Origin of the sequence: Stutzerimonas stutzeri KOS6 (assembly GCF_000307775.2) — a bacterium.
GTDB classification, from domain to species: domain Bacteria; phylum Pseudomonadota; class Gammaproteobacteria; order Pseudomonadales; family Pseudomonadaceae; genus Stutzerimonas; species Stutzerimonas stutzeri_B.
Genome location: NZ_KK020675.1, coordinates 240,047 through 262,802, shown reverse-complemented (window position 1 = coordinate 262,802; position 22,756 = coordinate 240,047). Strand labels below are relative to the sequence as shown.

26 protein-coding genes are annotated in these 22,756 nt (G+C 62.2%); 23 read left to right on the top strand and 3 right to left on the bottom strand.

The genetic code is table 11. The features are described 5' to 3' along the window. The first annotated feature begins 5 nt into the window (after positions 1-5). The 9 genes from B597_RS25185 to B597_RS25145 all read left to right on the top strand — a co-directional run bounded on the left by B597_RS25185 (position 6) and on the right by B597_RS25145 (position 8,275). Complete coding sequence (locus B597_RS25185; protein ID WP_003296584.1) at positions 6-2,210, top strand: chemotaxis protein CheA; 2,205 nt, start codon at positions 6-8, stop codon at positions 2,208-2,210. Between the two features lie 53 nt (positions 2,211-2,263). Continuing rightward, positions 2,264-3,370, top strand: a complete 1,107-nt coding sequence (locus tag B597_RS25180; RefSeq protein WP_003296583.1) for a protein-glutamate methylesterase/protein-glutamine glutaminase — start codon at positions 2,264-2,266, stop codon at positions 3,368-3,370. A 16-nt stretch (positions 3,371-3,386) separates the two neighbouring features. Further along, on the top strand, positions 3,387-4,127 hold the full coding sequence (locus B597_RS25175) for a flagellar motor protein (RefSeq protein WP_003296582.1): 741 nt from the start codon (positions 3,387-3,389) through the stop codon (positions 4,125-4,127). 5 nt (positions 4,128-4,132) lie between these two features. Then, positions 4,133-4,975, top strand: coding sequence for a flagellar motor protein MotD (gene motD, locus B597_RS25170; RefSeq protein WP_003296581.1), 843 nt, complete (start codon positions 4,133-4,135; stop codon positions 4,973-4,975). A gap of 84 nt (positions 4,976-5,059) precedes the next feature. Then, entirely contained in the window at positions 5,060-5,848 is a 789-nt protein-coding gene (locus tag B597_RS25165) for a ParA family protein (protein ID WP_003296580.1), read from the top strand. Positions 5,849-5,935: 87 nt separating this feature from the next. Beyond that, on the top strand, positions 5,936-6,733 hold the full coding sequence (locus B597_RS25160) for a CheW domain-containing protein (RefSeq protein WP_003296578.1): 798 nt from the start codon (positions 5,936-5,938) through the stop codon (positions 6,731-6,733). A 78-nt stretch (positions 6,734-6,811) separates the two neighbouring features. Next, positions 6,812-7,291, top strand: coding sequence for a chemotaxis protein CheW (locus B597_RS25155; RefSeq protein ID WP_003296576.1), 480 nt, complete (start codon positions 6,812-6,814; stop codon positions 7,289-7,291). A gap of 3 nt (positions 7,292-7,294) precedes the next feature. After that, the gene (locus B597_RS25150) at positions 7,295-7,708 is read left to right on the top strand and encodes a DUF2802 domain-containing protein (RefSeq protein WP_003296575.1); all 414 of its coding nucleotides are present in this window, start codon (positions 7,295-7,297) and stop codon (positions 7,706-7,708) included. Between the two features lie 126 nt (positions 7,709-7,834). Beyond that, entirely contained in the window at positions 7,835-8,275 is a 441-nt protein-coding gene (locus tag B597_RS25145) for a rhodanese-like domain-containing protein (RefSeq protein WP_003296574.1), read from the top strand. Here the strand turns inward: B597_RS25145 and B597_RS25140 are convergent. Beyond that, positions 8,256-8,588 (bottom strand): EscU/YscU/HrcU family type III secretion system export apparatus switch protein, encoded by a 333-nt coding sequence (locus B597_RS25140; protein ID WP_003296572.1) that lies wholly within the window; start codon positions 8,586-8,588, stop codon positions 8,256-8,258. The genes B597_RS25145 and B597_RS25140 overlap by 20 nt on opposite strands. Next, positions 8,585-10,114 carry a flagellar hook-length control protein FliK gene (locus B597_RS25135; RefSeq protein WP_003296571.1) on the bottom strand — a complete coding sequence of 510 codons (1,530 nt, stop codon included), beginning with the start codon at positions 10,112-10,114 and terminating at the stop codon, positions 8,585-8,587. The genes B597_RS25140 and B597_RS25135 overlap by 4 nt, the downstream gene beginning before the upstream one ends. A gap of 134 nt (positions 10,115-10,248) precedes the next feature. Here B597_RS25135 and ccmA point away from each other — a divergent pair, with 134 nt between their 5' ends. The 11 genes from ccmA to fliT all read left to right on the top strand — a co-directional run bounded on the left by ccmA (position 10,249) and on the right by fliT (position 18,126). Continuing rightward, the gene (gene ccmA, locus B597_RS25130) at positions 10,249-10,884 is read left to right on the top strand and encodes a cytochrome c biogenesis heme-transporting ATPase CcmA (protein ID WP_003296570.1); all 636 of its coding nucleotides are present in this window, start codon (positions 10,249-10,251) and stop codon (positions 10,882-10,884) included. Further along, positions 10,881-11,552, top strand: coding sequence for a heme exporter protein CcmB (gene ccmB / locus B597_RS25125; protein ID WP_003296569.1), 672 nt, complete (start codon positions 10,881-10,883; stop codon positions 11,550-11,552). Before ccmA ends, ccmB begins: the two co-directional genes overlap by 4 nt. A 92-nt stretch (positions 11,553-11,644) precedes the next feature. Continuing rightward, on the top strand, positions 11,645-12,400 hold the full coding sequence (locus B597_RS25120) for a heme ABC transporter permease (protein ID WP_003296568.1): 756 nt from the start codon (positions 11,645-11,647) through the stop codon (positions 12,398-12,400). Next, positions 12,397-12,573, top strand: a complete 177-nt coding sequence (gene ccmD / locus B597_RS25115) for a heme exporter protein CcmD (RefSeq protein ID WP_003296567.1) — start codon at positions 12,397-12,399, stop codon at positions 12,571-12,573. The genes B597_RS25120 and ccmD overlap by 4 nt, the downstream gene beginning before the upstream one ends. Further along, on the top strand, positions 12,570-13,037 hold the full coding sequence (gene ccmE, locus B597_RS25110) for a cytochrome c maturation protein CcmE (RefSeq protein WP_024161584.1): 468 nt from the start codon (positions 12,570-12,572) through the stop codon (positions 13,035-13,037). The genes ccmD and ccmE overlap by 4 nt, the downstream gene beginning before the upstream one ends. Then, positions 13,034-15,007, top strand: coding sequence for a heme lyase CcmF/NrfE family subunit (locus B597_RS25105; protein WP_024161583.1), 1,974 nt, complete (start codon positions 13,034-13,036; stop codon positions 15,005-15,007). The genes ccmE and B597_RS25105 overlap by 4 nt, the downstream gene beginning before the upstream one ends. 1 nt (position 15,008) lies before the next feature. Next, entirely contained in the window at positions 15,009-15,539 is a 531-nt protein-coding gene (locus tag B597_RS25100; RefSeq protein WP_003296563.1) for a DsbE family thiol:disulfide interchange protein, read from the top strand. After that, complete coding sequence (locus tag B597_RS25095; RefSeq protein WP_003296561.1) at positions 15,536-16,009, top strand: cytochrome c-type biogenesis protein; 474 nt, start codon at positions 15,536-15,538, stop codon at positions 16,007-16,009. The genes B597_RS25100 and B597_RS25095 overlap by 4 nt, the downstream gene beginning before the upstream one ends. Then, positions 16,006-17,214 carry a c-type cytochrome biogenesis protein CcmI gene (gene ccmI / locus B597_RS25090; protein ID WP_003296560.1) on the top strand — a complete coding sequence of 403 codons (1,209 nt, stop codon included), beginning with the start codon at positions 16,006-16,008 and terminating at the stop codon, positions 17,212-17,214. Before B597_RS25095 ends, ccmI begins: the two co-directional genes overlap by 4 nt. Before the next feature lie 16 nt (positions 17,215-17,230). After that, positions 17,231-17,671: a hypothetical protein gene (locus B597_RS47485; RefSeq protein WP_024161582.1), complete on the top strand. Its 441-nt coding sequence runs from the start codon at positions 17,231-17,233 to the stop codon at positions 17,669-17,671. Between the two features lie 158 nt (positions 17,672-17,829). Next, the gene (gene fliT / locus B597_RS25080) at positions 17,830-18,126 is read left to right on the top strand and encodes a flagellar protein FliT (RefSeq protein WP_003296557.1); all 297 of its coding nucleotides are present in this window, start codon (positions 17,830-17,832) and stop codon (positions 18,124-18,126) included. Positions 18,127-18,272: 146 nt separating this feature from the next. On the opposite strand, the gene B597_RS47235 is transcribed toward fliT, so the two are convergent. Continuing rightward, complete coding sequence (locus tag B597_RS47235) at positions 18,273-18,416, bottom strand: hypothetical protein (RefSeq protein WP_192939374.1); 144 nt, start codon at positions 18,414-18,416, stop codon at positions 18,273-18,275. A gap of 93 nt (positions 18,417-18,509) precedes the next feature. Here B597_RS47235 and B597_RS25075 point away from each other — a divergent pair, with 93 nt between their 5' ends. The 3 genes from B597_RS25075 to B597_RS25065 all read left to right on the top strand — a co-directional run bounded on the left by B597_RS25075 (position 18,510) and on the right by B597_RS25065 (position 22,707). After that, positions 18,510-19,976 carry a sigma-54 dependent transcriptional regulator gene (locus B597_RS25075; protein WP_003296556.1) on the top strand — a complete coding sequence of 489 codons (1,467 nt, stop codon included), beginning with the start codon at positions 18,510-18,512 and terminating at the stop codon, positions 19,974-19,976. 205 nt (positions 19,977-20,181) lie between these two features. Beyond that, on the top strand, positions 20,182-21,309 hold the full coding sequence (locus tag B597_RS25070; RefSeq protein ID WP_152028133.1) for a sensor histidine kinase: 1,128 nt from the start codon (positions 20,182-20,184) through the stop codon (positions 21,307-21,309). 3 nt (positions 21,310-21,312) lie between these two features. Continuing rightward, on the top strand, positions 21,313-22,707 hold the full coding sequence (locus B597_RS25065) for a sigma-54-dependent transcriptional regulator (RefSeq protein WP_003296554.1): 1,395 nt from the start codon (positions 21,313-21,315) through the stop codon (positions 22,705-22,707). Positions 22,708-22,756 lie beyond the last annotated feature (49 nt).

The window sequence follows — 22,756 nt, the reverse complement described above, 5'->3', positions numbered from 1 at the left end:
TGAATATGAGCTTCGACGCCGATGAAGAAATCCTCCAGGACTTCCTGGTAGAGGCCGGCGAGATTCTCGAACTATTGTCCGAGCAACTCGTGGAGCTGGAAAGCAGCCCCGATGATATGGCGTTGCTCAATGCGATTTTTCGCGGGTTCCATACCGTCAAGGGTGGCGCAGGGTTCCTTCAGCTTCACGAGCTGGTGGAATGCTGCCATATCGCCGAAAACGTCTTCGACATCCTGCGCAAGGGTGCGCGCCGAGTCGATTCCGAGCTGATGGACGTCGTTCTGCAGGCGCTCGATGCCGTGAACGAAATGTTCAGCCAGGTGCGCGAGCGTGTCGAGCCCACGCCTGCTTCGCCCGAGCTGTTGGCCGCATTGGCACGCTTGGCGGAGCCGGCCTCCCAAGATGCTCCCCCCGCAGCAGCGCCCCAGGTGGCTGCTGACGCGCCGGCCGATAGCGCCAATGCCGAGTTCGAGCAATTGCTCGAAGCCATCGAGCCGCCAACTGCCGAATCGGCGGCTGGCGTCGCTGACACGGGCACGGTACCCGACGAAATAACCGATGAAGAATTCGAGTCGCTGCTCGATCAGTTGCACGGCAAGGGTCACTTCTCCGGCACCGCAAGCGCAGCGACCGCCGATGAAGGCGACGCCCTCGCAGCGCCGGCCAGTGACGAAATAACCGACGCCGAGTTCGAGGCGCTGCTTGACCAATTGCATGGCAAGGGCAAGTTCGAACCGGCGACCAGCGAAGCCGCCGGGCCGATGGGCGCCGAGCCGTCCCCGGACGCCGTGGGCGCGAGTGCCAGCGACGAAATCACCGACGATGAATTCGAAGCGCTGCTCGACCAATTGCATGGCAAGGGCAAGTTCGAGCCGGCGAGCGTCGCGTCCGATGCACCACCTGCGGCGCCTGCGCCACTTGATAAGCCCGCCAGGCCGGTGCCGGCCAAAGCCGAGCCGGCGCGTCCGCCTGTCGCCAAGCCTGCCGCTGCGGCAGTGAGCAAACCGGGCGCGCCAGCTGCGGCTGAAAAGGCTCCGGCCGAGGCCGAAACCACGGTGCGTGTCGACACTGCGCGCCTGGACGAAATCATGAACATGGTCGGCGAGCTGGTATTGGTGCGAAACCGCCTCGTGCGGCTCGGTTCCAACAGTGACGACGAGGCCATGGCCAAGGCTGTTTCCAACCTCGACGTGGTAACCGCCGATCTGCAGAGCGCGGTAATGAAAACCCGTATGCAGCCGATCAAGAAGGTATTCGGTCGTTTCCCGAGGCTGGTGCGCGATCTGGCGCGCAGCCTGAAGAAAGAGATCAACCTGGAGCTGGTAGGGGAGGAAACCGATCTCGACAAGAACCTCGTCGAGGCACTGGCCGATCCACTGGTGCACCTGGTGCGCAATGCCGTCGACCACGGCATCGAAATGCCCGACGAGCGCGAGGCTGCGGGCAAGGCGCGTACCGGCCGTGTAGTGCTTTCCGCCGAACAGGAAGGCGACCATATCCTGCTCATCATCAGTGATGACGGCAAGGGAATGGATGCTGACATCCTGCGCGCCAAGGCAGTCGAAAAAGGAATGCTGGAGAAGGATGCAGCGGAGCGGCTGAGCGACCTGGAGTGCTACAACCTGATCTTCGCGCCCGGCTTCTCGACCAAGACCGAGATTTCCGACGTATCTGGCCGCGGCGTAGGCATGGATGTGGTCAAGACCAAGATTTCCCAGCTCAACGGTACGGTCAACGTATTCTCCACCAAGGGCCAGGGCTCGAAGGTCGTGATCAAGGTTCCGCTTACCCTGGCGATCATGCCCACGCTGATGGTCATGCTCGGCAACCAGGCGTTCGCGTTCCCGCTGGTCAACGTCAACGAGATCTTCCACCTCGACCTGTCGCGTACCAACGTCGTCGATGGGCAGGAAGTGGTGATCGTGCGCGACAAGGCCCTGCCCCTGTTCTACCTCAAGCGCTGGCTGGTCCACGATGCGGCTCGGGAAGAGCAGCGAGAGGGCCATGTGGTGATACTCAGCGTTGGCAACCAGAGCATCGGTTTCGTCGTCGACCAGCTCGTGGGTCAGGAAGAGGTGGTCATCAAGCCGCTGGGCAAGATGCTGCAGGGAACGCCCGGGATGTCCGGCGCGACCATCACCGGCGATGGCCGCATCGCTCTGATTCTCGACGTTCCCAGCATGCTCAAGCGGTACGCACGCAGGATTTGATTCGGTCAGGCAGCGCAGCCCTGGAGTGGGCGCGCTGTCGCTAGGAGTGATGTATGGCAGTCAAGGTCCTGGTCGTCGACGATTCCGGCTTCTTCCGTCGGCGCGTTTCGGAAATCCTTTCCTCTGATTCCAATATCCAGGTCGTCGGCACCGCTACCAATGGGCGTGAGGCGATCGATCAGGTGCTGGCGCTGAAGCCGGATGTCATCACCATGGACTACGAGATGCCGATGATGGACGGCATCACGGCGGTACGTCAGATCATGCAGCGCTGTCCGACCCCGGTATTGATGTTTTCCTCGCTGACGCATGAAGGCGCGCGGGTAACGCTCGATGCGCTGGACGCAGGCGCAGTGGATTATCTGCCGAAGAACTTCGAGGACATCTCGCGCAATCCCGACAAGGTCAAGCAACTGCTCTGCGAAAAGGTGCATACCGTTTCGCGCAGCAATCGGCGCTACAGCATGCTTTGCAACACCAGCGTCGCTGCACCGCCGGCCTCGCTCCGCGGTTCGACCTCGACACCTTCCATTGCCAGAACCGGCACTACGACAACGGCGCCGGCTGTACCCGCGCGTTCGCCAGCCCCCAAGCGCAAGGCCTACAAGCTGGTGGCCATCGGCACCTCGACGGGCGGGCCGGTGGCGCTGCAGCGCGTACTGACCCAGCTGCCGGCCAACTTTCCGGCGCCCATCGTGCTCGTTCAGCACATGCCTGCGGCTTTCACCAAGGCCTTTGCCGATCGGCTGGACAAGCTCTGTCGCATTCGGGTCAAGGAGGCCGAAGATGGTGACGTACTGCGTCCCGGCCTGGCGTTGCTGGCGCCCGGCGGCAAGCAGATGATGATCGACGGGCGTGGAGCGGTGCGGGTTCTGCCCGGCGATGATCGCCTCAACTACAAGCCGTGTGTCGATGTCACCTTCGGCTCGGCCGCCAAGTCATTTCATGACAAGGTACTGGCGGTTGTGCTAACCGGCATGGGCGCCGACGGCCGTGAGGGAGCTCGCCTGCTCAAGCAGAACGGCAGCCAGGTCTGGGCGCAGGATGAAGCCAGCTGTGTGATTTACGGTATGCCGATGGCGGTGGTCAAGGCCAATCTCAGTGATGCCGTTTACGGACTGGATGACATCGGCCGCAATCTGGCCGAGGCCTGCATCTGATGAAGGCGCATAACTGATGGACGTACTCAGCCTCATCGGGCTGGTGCTGGCGTTCGTTGCCATCGTCGGGGGCAACTTTCTCGAGGGCGGCCATGTTTCGGCGCTGGTCAATGGCCCGGCGGCGCTGATCGTGCTTGGCGGCACCATGGGTGCGGTGCTGCTGCAGACCCCCATTGCCGTATTCATGCGGGCGATGAGCATTGGTCGCTGGATCTTCTTTCCGCCGCGCATCGATCTGGCTCGTGGCATCCTGATGGTCACGACCTGGAGCAACACTGCGCGCAAGGAGGGACTGCTCGGCCTCGAACCGGTCGCAGAAACGGAGTCCGATCCCTATGCACGCAAGGGGCTGCAGTTGCTGGTCGATGGCGCCGAGCCGGAAGTGATCCGCAGCATTCTCGAGGTTGACCTCTACACTCAGGAGAGCCGTGATCTCCGCGCTGCCAGGGTGTACGAGAGCATGGGCGGCTATTCTCCGACCATCGGCATCATCGGTGCGGTGATGGGCCTGATCCACGTGATGGGCAATCTGGCCGACCCCAATCAGCTGGGCAGCGGTATCGCCGTGGCGTTCGTCGCGACCATCTACGGCGTTGCCTTCGCCAACCTGCTGGTGTTGCCGGTCGGCAACAAGCTCAAGAGCGTCGTCCAGCGGCAGACCGCCTACCGCGAGATGCTGCTGGAGGGGGTACTATCCATCGCCGAGGGCGAGAATCCGCGGTCTATCGAGATGAAGCTGCAAGGCTTCATGGACTGACGGCCATGGCCAGACGCAGACCGCCGGAAGAGCACGAAAATCACGAGCGTTGGCTGGTGTCATACGCCGACTTCATTACGCTGCTGTTCGCTTTTTTCGTCGTGATGTATTCGATCTCCTCGATCAACGAAGGCAAGTACAAGATTCTGTCCGACTCTCTGGTCGGCGTATTCAATCAGGCCGATCGCTCGGTCAAGCCCATCCCTATCGGCGAGGAACGACCGCGGACCACAGAGGCCGATGTCTCGGAGGTCGCGGACCTTTCCAGCCCGGCGCTGTCGGCCGGGGCTCCGACTCTCGATCCGCTGGAGCGCATTGCCCAGAGCATGCGGGATACCTTCGGCGAGCTGATCGCCAACGAGCAACTGACGATTCGCGGCAATGAGCTGTGGATCGAGATCGAACTCAACTCCAGCCTGCTGTTTCCCAGCGGCGATGCGCTGCCTAACGATCAGGCGTTCCAGTTGATCGACAAGGTCGCGGCAATTCTCGCGCCCTTCGACAACCCCATCCATGTCGAGGGCTTCACCGACAATCTGCCGATCAGCACGGACCAGTTCCCCACCAACTGGGAACTGTCCGCTGCGAGGGCCGGCAGCGTGGTGCGGATGCTCGCCGCACAGGGCGTGCAACCCTCCAGACTCGCGGCGGTAGGGTACGGAGAGTTTCAGCCGATAGCGGATAATTCGACTGCCGAAGGACGGGCCCGCAATCGGCGGGTGATTCTCGTGGTTTCGCGCAATCTCGACGTGCGCCGCAGCGTCACCGGTGTGGGTAGCAACAATGCCAGGCCGAACGAAGCGCTGCGTCGGGCTGGCACACAATCTGCACCATCAGCTTCCATGTGAGCGCCTGAGGGTGCAGTCGTCAAAACACCGTCGCTCCGCCATTACCGGCGGGCAACGCCGGTCAGCTTCGCCGGGTGGAAATCAATGAGAGTCTGGGCTGTAGCCAATCAAAAGGGTGGGGTGGGCAAGACCACCACGTCGATCGCACTGGCGGGCTTGCTGGCCGATTCCGGCAAGCGAGTCGTGGTGCTGGATCTGGATCCACACGGCTCGATGACCAGTTATTTCGGTCAGGACCCGGACAACCTGGAGCACAGCGTTTTCGACCTGTTCCAGCACCAGGGCTCGGTGCCTGAAGGGCTGCCCTGGCAGCTCCTGCTAGCCACCAGCCATGAACGCATCTCGCTGATGCCGTCGAGCACGGTGCTGGCCACCCTGGAGCGGCAGTCGCCGGGACAGAATGGCCTGGGCCTGGTGATTGCCAAGAGCCTGTCGCAGCTTTGGCAGGATTTCGACTACGCCATCATCGACAGTCCGCCGCTGTTGGGTGTGCTGATGGTCAATGCGCTGGCCGCCAGTCAGCAGTTGGTGATCCCCGTGCAGACCGAGTTTCTGGCGATGAAGGGGCTGGAGCGCATGGTTGGCACTCTGTCGATGATCAACCGTTCACGCAAGCAGGCGCTGCCCTACACCATCGTGCCGACTCTGTTCGATCGCCGGACCCAAGCTTCCATGAATACCCTGAAAGTGCTGCGCGCGGGTTATGCCGATACGCTCTGGCCTGCTTTCATCCCGGTCGATACCCGTCTGCGCGATGCCAGCCGGGCCGGGCTGACGCCCTCGCAGTTCGATCCGGCCAGCCGCGCCGTGCTTGCCTATCGCGCCCTGCTGAAGCATTTGTTGACGTTGCAGTCGTCGTCGCAGGTGGCCTGAAAAGGCACTGCCGCTCGGCCCCCGGCGGCTCAAGTTTGTCGTATTTGCAGCCGATAGCCTGTTCAGATTCTCTTATGAGTTCGTTCCATGAGTCGCACCGTCCTTACAGAAACCCGATCCCAGCAGGCGCTGCAGTCCTATCTCGACGGGCTGTTGCAGGATGCTGCCATCGAGCTGGCGGACTCGGTCAGTCAGGATGAATTCCAGGCTGCGGTACTCGAGGAGCAGTTACGCGATTCCCGGCAGCGCCTGGCGCCGCGATTGGAAGTCGTTCAGCCGACGGTCGTCGTAGCCGATGTCGCACCAGCACCGATCGCGGTGTTCGAACCGGTCGCCGACCTGCACGTGGCGGCGCAGCCGCTGGATGAGCCCGCCGCGACGCATGGTTCCGGGCAGCCGAGCTGGGCAGACGAGCCCTTCGAGTGTCTGCTGTTCGATGTCGCCGGCCTGACGCTCGCGGTTCCGCTGGTCTGCCTGGGCTCGATCCACCCGCTCGCCGGTCAGGAGCTTACCCCGCTGTTCGGCCAGCCTGACTGGTTTCTTGGCATACTGCCGAGCCACGCGGGCAATCTGAAGGTGCTGGATACCGCGCGCTGGGTAATGCCTGAGCGCTATCGTGACGACTTCCGCGAAGGGCTGCAGTATGTGATTTCGGTGCAGGGTTACGAGTGGGGGCTGGCCGTGCATCAGGTTAGCCGCTCGATCCGGCTCGATCCGAGCGAGGTCAAGTGGCGCACCCAACGCAGTCAGCGTCCATGGCTGGCGGGTACGGTGATCGAGCACATGTGCGCGCTGGTCGATGTCACGGCCCTGGCCGAGTTGATCGCCAGCGGCGCGGCCAAGCGGATGCAAGGTGCGGCGCAATCCCGGGTGCGCCGAACGTAATGAAATGGCGCTCGCGCCTGTTTGCGCGGCGCGGCGAATGAATCGACCGCCATTGCGGTAACTGAAGAAGGTGGGGCTATGAAGATGACGTCTGCACAGGGTTCCGAAGATCCTGTTCTGCAATGGGTAACCTTCCGTCTGGATAACGAGACGTATGGCATCAATGTGATGCAGGTTCAGGAGGTGTTGCGCTATACCGAGATCGCGCCGGTTCCCGGCGCGCCGAGCTATGTGCTGGGCATCATCAATCTGCGTGGCAATGTGGTCACGGTGATCGACACCCGCCAGCGTTTCGGCCTGGAGCCCGCTCCGGTGTCGGACAACACCCGTATCGTGATCATCGAAGCGGATCGGCAAGTCATCGGAATCATGGTCGATAGCGTGGCCGAGGTGGTTTACCTTCGTCAGTCCGAGATCGAAACGGCGCCCAACGTCGGCAATGACGAGTCGGCCAAGTTCATCCAGGGCGTTTGCAACAAGAACGGCGAGCTGCTGATTCTGGTCGAACTCGACAAGATGATGAGCGAAGAAGAATGGGCTGAGCTTGAGAGCATCTGATACATGCTGATCGCGTCGCTGGTCGCATCGCTGGTTGCGCTGGCAATCTGCTGTCTGGGGCTGCTGGCTTTCTGCCTGTGGCTGCTCAAGCGACAGCGGTTGTTGGCTGAGCAGCAGCGCCAGCGTGACGCGAGTCGAGACAAGCGAGTCAAGGACCTGAGCAATCGCCTGGATGCCTATTTGGAAGGCAACATGCGCATGGGGGACGAGTTGCGTGAGTTGGGGCGGGTCGTCGCGCCGCTGCCGGACAAACTCAGTCAGCTGGAACTGCGTGACCCCAATAACTTTTCTTTCTCCCAGGCCGCCAAGCTGGTTGGCATGGGTGCCAGCGTCGATGATCTTACCCAGTCCTGCGGCCTTTCGCAGTCCGAGGCCGAGCTGATGAGCAAGTTGCATCAGGCGCGGCAGAAGCCCTGAGTTTCGCAATATTGCCTCAGGTTCCCGTCGATAAGACTGGAACCTCCTGTAAGCGCCGTATTCCAACCCGTATCGGCCTGGCTTGGCCAGGGGTCCAGTTCCGCTTTCGGGACGAGGAGGGCGATGATGCGGTGCATACTCGTTTTTCTGCTGCTTGTGGTGTCGCTTGGAGCTCGCGCTGGCGAGGCACCGGAGAGCGTCGACGGTGCACTGACCGTCAATGTCTTCCAGGCCAAGCGGCTGCACGAGTTGGGCGCGGTATTCATTGACGTACGTACGGACCGCGAATGGTTGTGGGGGCATGTCGAGGATGCGGTGCACTTCGACCTGACCGGTGATTTCGTCGACCTGGCCGGGGCCGAGTGGCCGCGTGATCTGCCTCTGATGGTCTATTGCGACAGCGAGATCTGTCCGCGCAGTGCCGAAGCAGCGCGTCTGGCAGTGGCTTGGGGTTATCAGCGAGTGTTCTATTTCCGAGCCGGCTATTTCGCCTGGCAGTTGCACGATCTGCCGCAGGTGAGCGGCAGGGATCGTCCAGTTGTCACGCTCAATGCGCAGGCCCACTGAGTTGCGGTAGCAATGGAGACGGCGAATCGCTGCCCGATTCGCGGAAGCCCGGCGGGCACTTGCCCTTGAGATACCAGGCGAAGGCGATGATTTCGGCAATGGTGCGATAAAGAGCTTCTGGTATTTCGTCTCCCAGCTCCAGCCGTGCGAGCAGTTTCACCAGGTCTGCGTTCTCGTAGATCGGCACTTCGTGCTCTCGGGCGATCGCGAGAATGGCTTCGGCCAGCTCATCATCGCCCTTGGCACTCAGGCTCGGCGCATTGACGCCGTCGTAGCTGAGGGCAATGGCCTGGCGTGGTTGTCTGTCGGTCATGCTGTTTCGTCCACGAAGCGTTGTTCGAGTTTGGTGCTCGGGCCCTGCGGCGGTAAACCCTGTCGGCAGACGAGCTCACCTACGCTGAGCCCTGCGGCTTGCAGGCGATCGCGCAGGTGTGCCAGTTCCGTGGAGATCAGCCGGGCGGTGGCGCTGCGTTCGGCCCATAGCTGACTCGACAGCGTTCCGTGCATCAGTTGCGCCTGCACCTGCAGCGGTCCCAGAGGGGCGACATCGAATGCCAGCTCGATTTTCCACAGGGCCTCGCCGCGTTCCTTTTCCTGCCTTTGCGGCGAGTCCTCGCGCTGTAGCTTGATCTGCAGCGGCACGAAATCGCGCCCGTCTCGCATCGGCAATTCCAGCTGCCAAGTGGTGAGCAATGCGCCGTCCGGCCCGACCTGCGTCTGCGCCAGACTGGACAACTGGTGAGTCTGCAGCCTCGATACCGCCGCGGCGGCGAGTTTGAGCAGCAGCTCCAGATCGGCTTCTTCGTCCATGCCTGGCGGCAGCTTGCTGGGCAACGGGAAACCGGTCGCGAGCTGGCGCGTACTGCTCTGCGCCAGCGCTCCCAGGGCCTGGCGCGCGAAGGCAGGCAAGACCTGGCCCATCGCACTGCCAGCCTGTGCGCTGGCCAGCGGCGTGCTGCCTGGAAGATTCGGCATCTGTGCCAGCAAACGCAGCAGCGCAGCCTTGAGATCGCCCTGCAGCGCCTCGGTCTGTCCGGCCAGCAGCCTTGCCTCGAGAAAAACGCCGCTCCTGGCCAGCGCTGCGGCCAGCAGCTTGGCATCTGCCAACTGCTGCATCTCGGGAATCTGGCCGAGCAACTTCTCGGCGGCACCCCGCAGACCTGCGGGTAGCGTGCCAGAGTTGCCCTGCAAGGCCTTGAGCAGCCCCTCCAGTGATGCCTGACGATTCTGTTGCGCACCAAGCTGCTCGCCAAGATGCAACTGATCGAGCCGGCCGCTCAGCGGAACAAAAGTGAGGGCCTGGCTGCCTTTGACCTGGGCCGTAAGCAGGCTGCCGAGCGCGAGCGGGCTAGCCGATTCGATGTTCAGCTTTTGCCCGGACAGCGGGGAGTTGAGCAGGCTGACCACCGCCTTGAAGAGCTTCTGTCCGTCATCCAGCTGATGCTGGCTGGTGGCGACTACCCGGCCCTGGATCACGCTGCCGACCGGCAATTGCTGAAGATCGAGTACCGATGCGGGCTGGCGTCCGGTTGCCTGTTGCGAGGCCAGCAAGCGGCTGTCCGACAGCGCCGTGATGACGTAGGCGGTGCCCAGCGACGGGGCCTTGTTGCTGCTGACCTCCACCGTGGCCTGGCGCCCACCGGTCATGGTCAACCGCAGTACCAGGCGGAATGCCTGTGCGGCCTCCCTGATGCCGACTATCTCCGCTTCGGCCTGCTCACCCGCTGCGAGCAGCCCCTGCATGGGTTGCAGCAGCTTCAGGGCTAGCTCGCTGGCCGCTGCGGCCTGGCGTGGAGCGCTGGCCTGGGGCAGAGCAGTGGTACTCTTGATCTCGGTCATCTTTCCTCAAATGCTCTTACAACCTTTCGCGATTGCGGCCTTCGGCAGCAAGGCTTGCCATGTATAATTCCGCCCGCCCGGCCTATTGCCTGAGTATAGCGGCCAGGCTTTTTTCATCTTGAGGTACCGCTAGCGTGTCAACTCCGTTTCTCGAAGCTGTGGCGCTCGCCTGCGAGCGGGATTGGCGGCTGCTTTTCGACAAGCTCGACCTGCGCCTCGAGAATGGCGAGATGCTGCAGATCTCCGGCCCCAACGGTAGCGGCAAGACCAGTCTGCTGCGCCTGCTGTCCGGCCTGATGCAGCCTACCGCCGGCGAGGTGAGGCTCAAGGGGTTGCCGCTCGATGCGCAGCGTGGCGAGCTGGCTCGCAACCTGCTGTGGATAGGGCACGCTGCAGGCATCAAGGGCCTGCTTACCGCGGAGGAAAACCTGACCTGGCTATGCGCGCTGCACCAGCCGGCAGGCCGTGAGGCGATCTGGCAGGCGCTTGCTGAAGTAGGACTGCGCGGTTTCGAAGACGTGCCCTGCCACACCCTTTCCGCGGGCCAGCAGCGCCGTGTGGGGCTGGCGCGGCTTTATCTCTCGCCGCCACCATTGTGGATTCTCGACGAGCCATTCACCGCGCTCGACAAGCATGGCGTGGCCCAGCTGGAAAGGCACCTCGCCGCCCACTGCGAGCAGGGCGGACTGGTTGTGCTGACGACCCACCACAGCCTGACCGAGATGCCTGTCGGCTACCGCGAACTGGATCTGGGGCAGCGGGCCGCATGAGCAGCGTATTCACCCTTCTGCTGGCACGTGAAGCCCGCCTGTTATTTCGCCGTCCGGCCGAGCTGGCCAACCCGCTGGTGTTCTTCGCCATCGTCATCGCACTGTTCCCGCTGGCGGTCGGACCGGAAACGCAACTGTTGCAAACGATTTCTCCGGGACTGGTGTGGGTCGCGGCGCTTTTGGCCGTGTTGCTCTCGCTGGACGGGCTGTTTCGTAGCGATTTCGAGGACGGCTCGCTCGAGCAGTGGGTCGTTTCGCCGCACCCCCTCGCGCTTCTGGTGCTCGCCAAGGTGCTGGCACACTGGGCCTTTTCCGGACTGGCGCTGGTGCTGCTGGCGCCTTTGCTGGGGCTGATGCTGGGCTTGCCGCTCGGCACCATGCCGGTGCTGCTGATCTCGCTGTTGCTGGGCACGCCGATCCTGAGCCTGCTCGGGGCGGTGGGCGCGGCGCTGACTGTGGGGCTCAAACGGGGTGGTTTGCTCTTGGCTCTGCTCATTCTGCCGCTCTATATCCCCGTGCTCATCCTCGGCAGTGGCGCGTTGCAGGCTGCTCTGCAAGGGCTGCCGGCAGTCGGGCATCTGCTTTGGCTGGCCAGCCTGACGGCATTGGCGGTTACTCTTACACCTTTTGCGATTGCCGCCGGGCTGAAGATCAGCGTTGGTGAGTGAGCTGTACACCTGATGGCCGGGCCTGCGCCCGGTCGACGTAGCGAATGTCGAGGCCTGATCCATCAGGCGCTCGCTGGACGATGAGTCTTCCGATGAACTGGACATGGTTTCACAAGCTGGGTTCGCCCAAGTGGTTCTACGAGATCAGCGGGCGCTGGTTGCCCTGGTTGGCCTGGACTGCGGCGTTGCTGGTCGGCGTAGGAGTAGTCTGGGGCCTGGCGTTCGCTCCGCAGGATTACCAGCAGGGCAACAGTTTCCGGATCATCTATATCCACGTGCCGGCCGCCTTTCTCGCTCAGTCCATCTACGTCATGCTCGCCGTGGCGGGCGTAGTCGGGTTGGTCTGGAAAATGAAGCTTGCCGATGTCGCGCTGCAGCAGGCGGCGCCCATCGGTGCCTGGATGACATTCATTGCGCTGCTGACCGGCGCTGTCTGGGGTAAGCCGACCTGGGGCGCATGGTGGGTATGGGATGCGCGGCTCACTTCCATGCTGATCCTGCTGTTCCTGTATTTCGGCGTCATCGCGCTGGGCCAGGCGATCAGCAATCGCGACAGCGCTGCCAAGGCCTGTGCGGTGCTGGCGATCGTCGGGGTGGTGAATATCCCGATCATCAAGTACTCGGTGGAGTGGTGGAACACATTGCACCAGCCGGCAACCTTCAAGGTCACCGAGAAGCCGGCAATGCCGGTTGAAATGTGGCTCCCGTTGCTGGTGATGGTGGTTGGCTTTTATTGCTTCTTCGCCGCGGTGCTGCTGATGCGCATGCGCCTGGAAGTGCTTCGCCGTGAATCGCGTGCCAGCTGGGTGAAGACCGAGGTCAAGGCTCTGGTGGGGAACAACTCGTGAATTTTTCGTCCTTCGCCGAATTCATCGCCATGGGCAATCATGGCGTGTACGTCTGGACCTCCTACGGCATCAGCCTGGCTGTCCTGATACTCAACGTCGTGTTGCCGGTCCTGGCACGCCGGCGTTACCTGCAAGATGAGGCGCGTCGTTTGCGCCGGGAGGAGTCGAAGTGAATCCGGTGCGCAAGAAGCGTCTTTTCATCGTCCTGGCGATCCTCGCCGGTGTCGGTATCGCCGTGGCGCTGGCGTTGTCCGCTTTGCAGCAGAACATCAACCTGTTCTATACGCCAACCCAGATCGCAGCGGGGGAAGCGCCTGAGGGTACCCGCATCCGTGCGGGGGGGCTGGTCGAGGAAGGTTCGGTGCAGCGCACCAACGATTCCCTGAGCGTATCGTTCCGGGTGACCGATGGGGTGGAGTCGGTGACCATCACTTATCAGGGCATCCTTCCGGACCTTTTCCGCGAAGGGCAGGGCATTGTCGCACTGGGGCGGGTCAACGCCGCTGGCGTGCTGGTTGCCGATGAAGTGCTGGCCAAGCACGACGAGAACTACATGCCGCCGGAAGTGACCCAGGCACTCGAGAAGAGCGGCATGATGAAGCACTACGAAGGCGGCAAGCAGGAGTACGCGAAATGATTCCCGAGCTCGGCCATCTGGCGATGATCCTCGCGTTGTGCCTGGCCGTCGTGCAGGCGACGCTGCCGCTGATCGGTGCCTGGCGTGGCGACAGGCAGTGGATGGGCTTGGCGCAACCCGCGGCCTGGGGGCAATTCGCCTTTCTCGCTTTCTCGTTCGTTTGCCTGACCTATGCCTTCATGGTCGACGACTTCTCCGTCGCTTATGTCGCCCAGAACTCCAACAGCGCGCTGCCGTGGTACTACAAGTTCAGCGCCGTTTGGGGCGCCCATGAAGGCTCGTTGCTGCTCTGGGCTCTCATCCTTGCCGGCTGGACGTTCGCCGTGTCGATCTTCTCCCGGCAGCTTCCGGAGGACATGCTGGCTCGGGTGCTTGGCGTGATGGGGTTGATCAGCATCGGCTTTCTGTTGTTCCTTATCATCACCTCCAACCCGTTCGAACGCCTGTTGCCGCAGTCGCCCATGGACGGCCGAGACCTCAACCCGCTGTTGCAGGATTTCGGTTTGATCGTCCATCCGCCCATGCTCTACATGGGCTACGTAGGCTTCTCGGTGGCCTTCGCCTTCGCCATCGCCGCGCTGTTGGGCGGCAGGCTGGATGCGGCCTGGGCGCGCTGGTCGCGGCCATGGACCCTGGTGGCGTGGGCTTTCCTCGGCCTGGGCATCGCGCTGGGATCGTGGTGGGCCTATTACGAACTGGGCTGGGGGGGCTGGTGGTTCTGGGATCCGGTGGAAAATGCCTCGTTCATGCCGTGGCTGGTCGGCACTGCGCTCATTCACTCGCTGGCGGTCACCGAAAAGCGTGGTGTGTTCAAGAGCTGGACTGTGCTACTGGCCATTGCCGCGTTCTCGCTGAGCCTGCTCGGTACTTTCCTGGTCCGCTCCGGTGTCCTGACCTCGGTCCATGCATTCGCCACCGACCCTGAGCGCGGCGTATTCATCCTGGTATTCCTGCTGATGGTGGTAGGCGGCTCGCTGACGTTGTTTGCATTGCGCGCACCGGTGGTCAAGAGTCAGGTCGGCTTCGGGTTGTGGTCTCGAGAAACGCTGTTGCTGGTCAACAACCTCCTGCTGGTGGTCGCCACCTCGATGATCCTCCTGGGCACGCTCTATCCGCTGCTGCTGGACGCGCTGTCCGGTGCCAAGCTTTCGGTCGGGCCACCTTACTTCAACGCCATGTTCGTGCCGTTGATTGGGGCGCTGATGGTAGCGCTGGCGTTTGGCATTCTGGTGCGCTGGAAGGACACGCCACTGAAGTGGCTGCTGGGAATGCTCATGCCGGTGTTGCTCGCCAGCGTTATCCTGGGCGGGCTTGGCTCGTTGCTGTTCGGCGACTTCAACTGGGCCGTGCTGGCCGTTTGCCTGCTTGGCGCCTGGGTAGTCCTGGCCAGTGTCCGCGATCTTTTGGACAAGACCCGTCACAAGGGCCTGCTAAAGGGCGTGCGGAGCCTGGCGCCTAGCTACTGGGGCATGCATCTGGCGCACCTCGGTCTGGTGGTCTGCGCCATTGGGGTGGTGCTTACCAGTCACCAGAGCGCCGAGCGGGACCTGCGCCTGGCGCCTGGCGAGTCTCTGGAGTTGGGCGGCTATCAGTTCGTTTTCGAAGGTGCCGTGCATCATGAAGGGCCGAACTTCACGTCAGACAAAGCCACCATTCGCGTGCTCGACGGCAACAAACAAGTTGCCACGTTGCACCCGGAAAAGCGTCTCTACACAGTGCAGCAAATGCCGATGACCGAGGCGGGCATCGACGCCGGCTTTACCCGCGATCTCTACGTTGCGCTCGGCGAGCCGCTGGGGGATGGCGCCTGGGCGGTGCGTGTGCATATCAAGCCGTTCGTGCGCTGGATCTGGTTGGGCGGCCTGTTGATGGCTTTGGGCGGGGTGTTGGCAGCCAGTGATCGGCGCTACCGCGTCAAGGTAAAGACCCGCGTGCGCGAAGCGCTGGGCATGGCGGCGCAAGGAGCCTGATGTGAAACGACTGTTGATGTTGCTGCCGCTGGCGGTGTTCCTGATCGTCGCGGTATTCCTTTATCGCGGCCTGTTCCTTGATCCATCCGAGTTGCCGTCGGCGTTGATCGGCAAGCCCGTCCCGACGTTCTCGTTGCCATCGGTAGAGGACGAGCAGCGCCTGATCAGCGATGCGGACCTCAAGGGCAAACCGGCGCTGCTCAACGTCTGGGCAACCTGGTGTGTGGCCTGCAAGGTGGAGCATCCGGTACTGAACCGCCTGGCATCGCAGGGCGTGGTCATCTATGGCGTCAACTACAAGGACGACAATGCTGCTGCGCAGAAGTGGCTGAAGGAATTCCATGACCCCTACCAGCTCAATATCCGCGACGAGCGCGGCAGTCTGGGGTTGGATCTGGGCGTCTACGGCGCCCCGGAAACCTTCCTGATCGACAAGCAGGGAATCATCCGCCACAAGTTCGTCGGCGTAATCGATGAGCGTGTCTGGCGCGAACAGTTGGCGGCGCTCTATCAGCAACTGGTGGACGAATGAAACGACTGATCCACGCCGCGCTGCTTGGCCTTGTCCTGGCCGGCACCGCGCAGGCGGCAATCGATACCTATGAATTTCGTGACGAGGCAGAGCGCGAGCGTTATCGCACCCTGACCGAAGAGCTGCGCTGCCCGAAATGCCAGAATCAGAACATCGCCGATTCCAATGCGCCGATAGCCATGGATTTGCGTCAGGAGATCTTCCGCATGTTGGAAGAGGGGCAAAGCAACGACCAGATCGTGGACTATCTGGTCGCCCGCTATGGCGATTTCGTTCGCTACAAGCCACCGATGAACGCGAAAACCATGCTGCTCTGGTATGGTCCGGCCGGGCTGCTGGTGGTGGGCTTCGGCGTGCTGGCGATAATCCTGGTCCGCCGTCGTCGGTTCGAGCAGGCCTGCGCATCGCACACTCTTTCCGATACCGAGCGCGAACGTCTCGCCAAGCTGCTGGATAAAAAAGACTCATGATCGATTTCTGGATCGCTGCCGCTGCCTTGCTGCTGGTGGCATTGGCTTTTCTGCTGTTTCCTATCCTGCGTGGTCGCCGTGCCCAGACGGAAGAAGATCGTACTGCGCTCAATGTGGCTCTGTATGAGGAGCGTCTGTCCGAGCTGACCGCCCAGCATGGCGCCGGAACGTTGAGCGATGAGCAGCTGGAAGCCGGGCGGGCGGATGCCGCGCGCGAGTTGCTCGAAGATACCGAGGAAAGAGGCACGCCGAGCGTTGCCAGGCTCGGCCGCAGCGTACCGCTGATAGCGGCGATTCTGGTGCCGCTGGTGGGGTACGGGCTCTACATGCACTGGGGCGCCAGCGGAAAAGTGCAGATGGCGCGTCAGTTCAGTGAACAGCCGCGTACGATCGAGGAAATGACGGCCCGTCTCGAGCTGGCCGTAAAGGAACAGCCGGATTCGGCCGAGGCCTGGTACTTTCTGGGGCGCACCTATATGAATCAGGAGCGTCCGGAAGATGCGGCGCAGGCCTTCGGTCGTGTCGTGGAGCTCGCCGGGCGGCAACCGGAGCTGCTTGGCCAGTTGGCGCAAGCGCTGTATTTCGCACGGGGTCGGCAGTGGTCGGCCGAATTGCAGGGGTTGGCCGATGAGGCGCTGCGAGGCGATCCGCAAGAGGTGACAAGCCTTGGCCTGCTCGGGATCGCCGCCTACGAAGAGGCACGCTACGCTGATGCGGTGCGCTTCTGGGAGCAGCTGGTAGCCGTGCTGCCCGACGGTGATCCGTCACGTGAGGCCATCCGCGGTGGTATCGACCGTGCACGCGCACAGCTCGGTGAGCCTGCCGCCGCGCAGGTGCCAGCGGCATCCGAAGCCGAAGGGCTTACCCTGCAGGTCGAGGTGGAGCTCGACCCTGAAGTGGCAAAGGCCGTTTCGCCACAGGACAGCGTTTTCGTTTTCGCTAGAGCGGTTTCTGGGCCTGGTGTGCCGCTGGCAGCCAAGCGCCTGACGGTTGCCGACCTGCCAGCGACCATCAGCCTGGGCGACGCCGATGCTATGGTTCCGTCTCTCAAGATATCCAGCGTCGAGCAGGTCACACTGGTGGCACGTGTTTCCCGCACAGGCGATGCAACCAAGGGTGAATGGTTGGGTCAAAGCGAGGCTCTTCAGACCAAGGGTGAAGAGAGAACGGTACGCCTGACCATTGATCGTGCCGAGGCTCCCTGAACATTCAGAGGTGAAAATGACAGCAACGCCATCAGCCTTGCCGCGATTGCTTAAGCTGCTTGGTCAGCAGGTTGCGTTGTCCGGGCTGGTCTTGCTGCTCGCTGCCTGCGCCGGAACGCCCTATGAAACAGCTCCCCAGGAGCCTGCGGCCAGGCCTGTTCCGCGGTTGCCCGAGCCCGCTGGTCCGGTCATTTCGCCTCCACCCATCAAGGCGCCGCCTGCGCCGCGCCCGCCGAGTACGCGCAAAAGTCACCCTCGTTACGCTCCGCCGCCGCATGTGGCCGCGCACTGGGATAACCGCCTTGGCGTTTATGTGGTGGAGGGCCGCGACCTGTACTATCGCGAGCGACTTTACTATCGCTGGGATGGCGACTGGTTCTGTGCCGGCCGGCCCGACGGCCCATGGGAGCCGGTGGCGCCGCCGAGCGTGCCGCCGGGATTGCGCAACCGCTATTGAGCCGAGGCGGTCCGAGGGCATGGGCGGTAGAAGTTTTTGCAGCGCAGCCTAAAGACCGCTCAGTCGGTGCCGATACAGTTCGGGCAGCACTGGTGAAAAACGTTATAGCTGGTTCGGCATAAGCCGCCGCATCGGGCACAGGTCCCCCGGAGTCGATCATGAATGCTTCCGTCAAGCGCCTTGAAGAAACTGGTTCCGCCTTGCGCGACGCGCTGAGCCAGCAGGACTGGGCAGCGATCAGTATGCTCGACCGGGAGTGCCGTAACGCTGTGGATGATGTAATGAGCGAATCAGAGCGCGATAACGTTCTGCTTCGGCAGCGCCTGAAGGAATTGCTGGACCTGTATCGCGAGATGGTCAGCACCTGTCAAGTCGAGCAGCAACGCCTGGTAGGCGAGTTGCGACGCCTGAACCATTCCCAGCAGGGAGCAAAAGTCTACCGACTGTTCGGTTGAGAGCCTTCCCGGATTCAGCGGCGTGCTTGTCCCTGCGCTCTCTATTGTCGACCGCGTGGCATCCGGCGCGGCGATCAAAATTTATCATTACAAAATATGTGACATTATGTCGCTGTGGCGCCATGTTGCGTATCTGTTTTGTCGGCTTATGCTACGTAATTAGCTTTATACGCAGCAAAATGCACCGAAATGCCTTTCCCCGCTTTTGCCAGCTTCGCAAGCTGCAGAATTCCCATTGGTTCTTTGGTCGCTATTTCACGCCATAAATTTGACTCGGTTCTTTTTTTCATTAATCTACCTTCATCTGCCATAGTGTGATTCGCCTTTCTTCCATGGATGCGAGCGCAGGCTTTCTTTCAGCTATATAGAGCCCTATAAACAAGATGTGGCGTGAAACCAAGATTTTGTTGATAGATGATGATCGAGACCGCCGGCGAGACTTGGCAGTCATCCTGAACTTCCTCAGTGAAGATCATCTGGCTTGTTCCAGTAGCGAATGGCAGGACGCTGTGGCAGGTCTCGAGTCCAGCCGTGCAGTGAATGGCGTCATGCTGGGTGATGTCTCTGTCCGGGGCGGTGCTGTCGAGCTGATCAGGCAACTGGGCAAGTGGGACGAAAACGTTCCGCTGATGCTCATAGGCGAAGTCGCTCCGAGCGACTGGCCGGAAGAGGTCCGGCGCAGGGTACTTACCAGTATTGAGATGCCGCCCAGCTACAACAAGCTGCTCGACTCCCTGCATCGCGCGCAGATCTACCGCGAAATGTACGACCAGGCGAAGTCTCGTGGCCGGCAGCGCGAGCCCAATCTTTTTCGCAGCCTGGTTGGCACCAGCCGCGCGGTACAGCACGTTCGGCAGATGATGCAGCAAGTTGCCGATACCGAGGCCAGCGTGCTCATCCTTGGTGAATCCGGGACGGGCAAGGAAGTGGTGGCGCGCAATCTTCATTACCATTCCAAGCGGCGGCAGGGGCCATTCGTACCCGTGAACTGCGGCGCGATTCCCGCAGAGCTGCTCGAAAGCGAGCTGTTCGGCCACGAAAAGGGCGCCTTCACCGGCGCCATCACGGCTCGTTCAGGTCGGTTCGAGCTTGCCGAAGGCGGTACCCTGTTCCTCGACGAGATCGGCGACATGCCGTTGCCCATGCAGGTCAAATTGCTGAGAGTCCTGCAGGAGCGCACGTTCGAGCGAGTGGGTAGCAATCGTACGCAGAGCGCCGATGTGCGCATCATCGCGGCGACCCACAAGAATCTGGAGAAGATGATCGAAGAAGGCTCCTTTCGCGAGGACCTTTACTATCGCCTCAACGTCTTCCCGATCGAGATGGCGCCGCTGCGCGAACGCGTCGAGGATATCCCGCTGCTGATGAACGAGCTGATCTCGCGCATGGAGCACGAGAAGAGGGGCTCGATTCGCTTCAACTCGGCCGCGATCATGTCGCTCTGTCGTCATGACTGGCCGGGCAATGTTCGAGAGTTGGCCAATCTGGTCGAGCGCATGGCAATCATGCACCCGTACGGCGTGATTGGCGTGATGGAACTGCCGAAGAAGTTTCGGCATGTCGATGACGAGGACGAGCAGTACGCCACCAGTCTCAACGAGGAAATGGAAGAGCGGGCGGCCATCAGTGCACCAATGGTCGTTCCGGAAGCTCAGGCGATGCTGCCCCTCGAGGGGCTGGACCTCAAGGAGTATCTCGGCAATCTGGAGCAGGGCTTGATCCATCAGGCATTGGAAGATGCTGGTGGCGTCGTGGCGCGCGCAGCCGAGCGGCTGCGCATCCGGCGTACCACCCTGGTGGAAAAGATGCGCAAGTACGGTATGAACCGTCGCGACGACGAAGCCGAGTAACCGTCCTGAAACTCCATGAGGCCGCTTGTTCAAGCGGCCTCTTTCATTGTGCGCGGCCGCTGCGGCGCGGCCGTGATTCCTTGCCGGGCACGAAGATTGCTCTTTCACTCCCACTGACCATCTTTTGACAGGCGCGAGTGAGTCCGTGAAATCCGTCACCAAGCCTTCTGCCGAACTGCATGAATACGCCGATGAGCGCGAGCTGATGCAATCGCTTCAGCTGTTTCAGCGGATATCCGATCAGTTGGATGAGTCTGAGGGCCTCTTGCGGACTCGTGTCATCGACCTCCAGGAGCGGCTGGCCGAGGCGGGTGAGCTGCGGCGTCAGGAGCTCGAGGAAAAAGAGAGGCTCGCGCAACGGCTGCAAAGCGTGCTGGATCTGCTGCCCGGCGGGGTCGTGGTGATAGATGGTCACGGTGTCGTGCGGGATGCCAATCCCGTGGCGCTGGAGCTGCTCGGCGAGCCTCTGATGGGTGCATATTGGCGCGACGTCATATCCCGCAGCTTCGCTCCGCGCAGGGATGATGGGCACGAAGTATCCTTGCGCAACGGGCGTCGCCTGTCGATTGCCACGCGCTCGCTCAGGGGCGAGCCAGGCCAGCTGGTACTGCTCACCGATCTGACGGAAACCCGGCGCCTGCAGGATCAGCTTGCCCGCCATGAGCGGTTGTCGGCGCTTGGGCGGATGGTTGCGTCGCTTGCCCACCAGATTCGTACGCCGCTATCCAGTGCGTTGCTGTACGCGAGTCATCTGCAGCAGGGCGGGCTGACCGAGGAGTTGCAGCAACGCTGCGCCGGCAATCTGAAGGCCCGGCTGCATGAGCTCGAGCATCAGGTCCGCGATATGCTGGTGTTCGCGCGTGGCGACCTCCCGTTGAGTGATCGACTGAGCCCTTCTGCGCTGATGATGGCATTGCGCTCGGCTGCGGAGTCGCAGCTACAGGGTGTTGCGGTGCGTTGGCAATGCGACGTCCAGGGTGAGGAGATCTTGTGCAATCGCGACACCCTGGTCGGCGCACTGCTGAATCTCATCGAGAACGCGCGACAGGCCTGCCCTGCAGGCCTGCGCCTGAAGATCCATCTGTATCGACGGGCGACGACGCTGCGGTTTTGCATCAGCGACAACGGTCATGGTGTCGACGGCGCCACGCTGGCGCGCCTCGGGGAGCCCTTTTTCACCACTCGAACCACCGGTACCGGGCTTGGTCTGGCGGTGGTCAAGGCCGTCGCTCGGGCGCATCAGGGTGAACTGCAGTTTCGTTCGCGGCCTGCGCGCGGCACCTGTGCCTTGCTGACGTTGCCGCTGATTTCATGCATAGACCGATCGGAGTGACCCATGGCCGCCAAGATACTTCTGGTCGAGGATGATCATGCGTTGCGCGAGGCCCTGGGCGTAACGCTGCAGCTGGGCGGCTACGAATACCGGGCAGTCGATTGTGCCGAGGCAGCGCTGGTCGCCCTGAAGAGAGAGCCGTTCGGCCTGGTCGTCAGCGATGTGAACATGCCCGGCATGGATGGGCATGAACTGCTGGCATTGGTCCGGCAGCACCATCCGCAAATTCCCGTCCTGCTGATGACTGCATTTGGCGCCGTTGCCCGGGCGGTGGATGCCATGCGCCAGGGCGCCGTGGACTATCTCGTCAAGCCGTTCGAGCCGCAGACGCTGCTTGAATTGCTCGGTCGGCATGTCGTGGGTGTCGGTCCCTCCCAGGCCGAAGGGCCGGTAGCGTGCGAACCGGTCAGCCAGCAACTGCTGAACCTCGCCTCGCGGGTGGCGCAGAGTGACTCGACGGTGCTGATATCCGGCGAGTCGGGTACCGGCAAGGAAGTGCTGGCTCGCTACATTCACCAGCAGTCTCCGCGTGCCGACAAGCCATTCATAGCGATCAATTGCGCCGCGATCCCTGACAACATGCTGGAAGCGACCCTGTTCGGTCACGAAAAGGGCGCGTTTACCGGTGCCATCGCCAGCCAGGCGGGCAAGTTCGAGCAGGCTGACGGCGGTACCTTGCTGCTCGACGAGATTTCCGAAATGCCGCTGGCGCTGCAGGCGAAGCTGCTGCGTGTACTGCAAGAGCGCGAGGTCGAGCGGGTCGGTGGACGCAAGGCGATCACGCTGGACATCCGGGTGCTGGCCACTACCAATCGAGACCTGGCCGGCGAGGTGGCTGCTGGCCGCTTCCGCGAGGATCTGTTCTATCGGTTATCCGTCTTTCCGCTCGCCTGGCCGCCTTTGCGTCAGCGGCCGGCGGACATCCTGCCATTGGCTGAGCGGCTGCTGGCCGAGCATGCCCGGAAGATGCGTCAGGCGCCCGCGAGGCTGTCGGCGGCAGCGCAGCGTTGCCTGCTCGAACATGCCTGGCCTGGAAACGTACGTGAGCTGGACAACGCCGTTCAGCGTGCCCTGATTCTTCAGCAGGGTGGCCTGATCCAGCCGCAGGATCTCTGCCTGGCTACGCCAGGCGCGGTGGCGGGAGCGGCGTTCCTGCCAGTCGCTCCGATGCCAGTCAGCATCGAGTCGGCAGCACCGGCTGCCGAATCGGTTTCGGCTCTTGGCGACGACCTGCGCCGTCGAGAATTTCAGCTGATCATCGATACCCTGCGCGCCGAGCGTGGGCGCCGCAAGGAAACCGCCGACCGCCTGGGCATCAGTGCGCGCACGCTGCGTTACAAGCTGGCGCAGATGCGTGATGCGGGTCTGGATGTCGAGGCCTCGCTCTACGCCAACTGACCGGTTTAGGCGCGGTTCGCTCTGTTAAGCTGTCGCTTCTGATCACGAT

Coding starts and splice junctions, on each gene's coding strand:
- B597_RS25120 (WP_003296568.1), top strand. CDS start 11,645: ATGAACTGGACATGGTTTCACAAGCTGGGTTCGCCCAAGTGGTTCTAC.
- B597_RS25145 (WP_003296574.1), top strand. CDS start 7,835: ATGCGGTGCATACTCGTTTTTCTGCTGCTTGTGGTGTCGCTTGGAGCT.
- B597_RS25095 (WP_003296561.1), top strand. CDS start 15,536: ATGAAACGACTGATCCACGCCGCGCTGCTTGGCCTTGTCCTGGCCGGC.
- fliT (WP_003296557.1), top strand. CDS start 17,830: ATGAATGCTTCCGTCAAGCGCCTTGAAGAAACTGGTTCCGCCTTGCGC.
- ccmB (WP_003296569.1), top strand. CDS start 10,881: ATGAGCAGCGTATTCACCCTTCTGCTGGCACGTGAAGCCCGCCTGTTA.
- B597_RS25150 (WP_003296575.1), top strand. CDS start 7,295: ATGCTGATCGCGTCGCTGGTCGCATCGCTGGTTGCGCTGGCAATCTGC.
- B597_RS47485 (WP_024161582.1), top strand. CDS start 17,231: ATGACAGCAACGCCATCAGCCTTGCCGCGATTGCTTAAGCTGCTTGGT.
- ccmI (WP_003296560.1), top strand. CDS start 16,006: ATGATCGATTTCTGGATCGCTGCCGCTGCCTTGCTGCTGGTGGCATTG.
- B597_RS25075 (WP_003296556.1), top strand. CDS start 18,510: ATGTGGCGTGAAACCAAGATTTTGTTGATAGATGATGATCGAGACCGC.
- B597_RS25065 (WP_003296554.1), top strand. CDS start 21,313: ATGGCCGCCAAGATACTTCTGGTCGAGGATGATCATGCGTTGCGCGAG.
- B597_RS47235 (WP_192939374.1), bottom strand. CDS start 18,416: ATGAAAAAAAGAACCGAGTCAAATTTATGGCGTGAAATAGCGACCAAA.
- B597_RS25185 (WP_003296584.1), top strand. CDS start 6: ATGAGCTTCGACGCCGATGAAGAAATCCTCCAGGACTTCCTGGTAGAG.
- B597_RS25175 (WP_003296582.1), top strand. CDS start 3,387: ATGGACGTACTCAGCCTCATCGGGCTGGTGCTGGCGTTCGTTGCCATC.
- B597_RS25140 (WP_003296572.1), bottom strand. CDS start 8,588: ATGACCGACAGACAACCACGCCAGGCCATTGCCCTCAGCTACGACGGC.
- motD (WP_003296581.1), top strand. CDS start 4,133: ATGGCCAGACGCAGACCGCCGGAAGAGCACGAAAATCACGAGCGTTGG.
- B597_RS25070 (WP_152028133.1), top strand. CDS start 20,182: ATGCAATCGCTTCAGCTGTTTCAGCGGATATCCGATCAGTTGGATGAG.
- B597_RS25180 (WP_003296583.1), top strand. CDS start 2,264: ATGGCAGTCAAGGTCCTGGTCGTCGACGATTCCGGCTTCTTCCGTCGG.
- B597_RS25165 (WP_003296580.1), top strand. CDS start 5,060: ATGAGAGTCTGGGCTGTAGCCAATCAAAAGGGTGGGGTGGGCAAGACC.
- B597_RS25135 (WP_003296571.1), bottom strand. CDS start 10,114: ATGACCGAGATCAAGAGTACCACTGCTCTGCCCCAGGCCAGCGCTCCA.
- B597_RS25155 (WP_003296576.1), top strand. CDS start 6,812: ATGAAGATGACGTCTGCACAGGGTTCCGAAGATCCTGTTCTGCAATGG.
- B597_RS25105 (WP_024161583.1), top strand. CDS start 13,034: ATGATTCCCGAGCTCGGCCATCTGGCGATGATCCTCGCGTTGTGCCTG.
- B597_RS25160 (WP_003296578.1), top strand. CDS start 5,936: ATGAGTCGCACCGTCCTTACAGAAACCCGATCCCAGCAGGCGCTGCAG.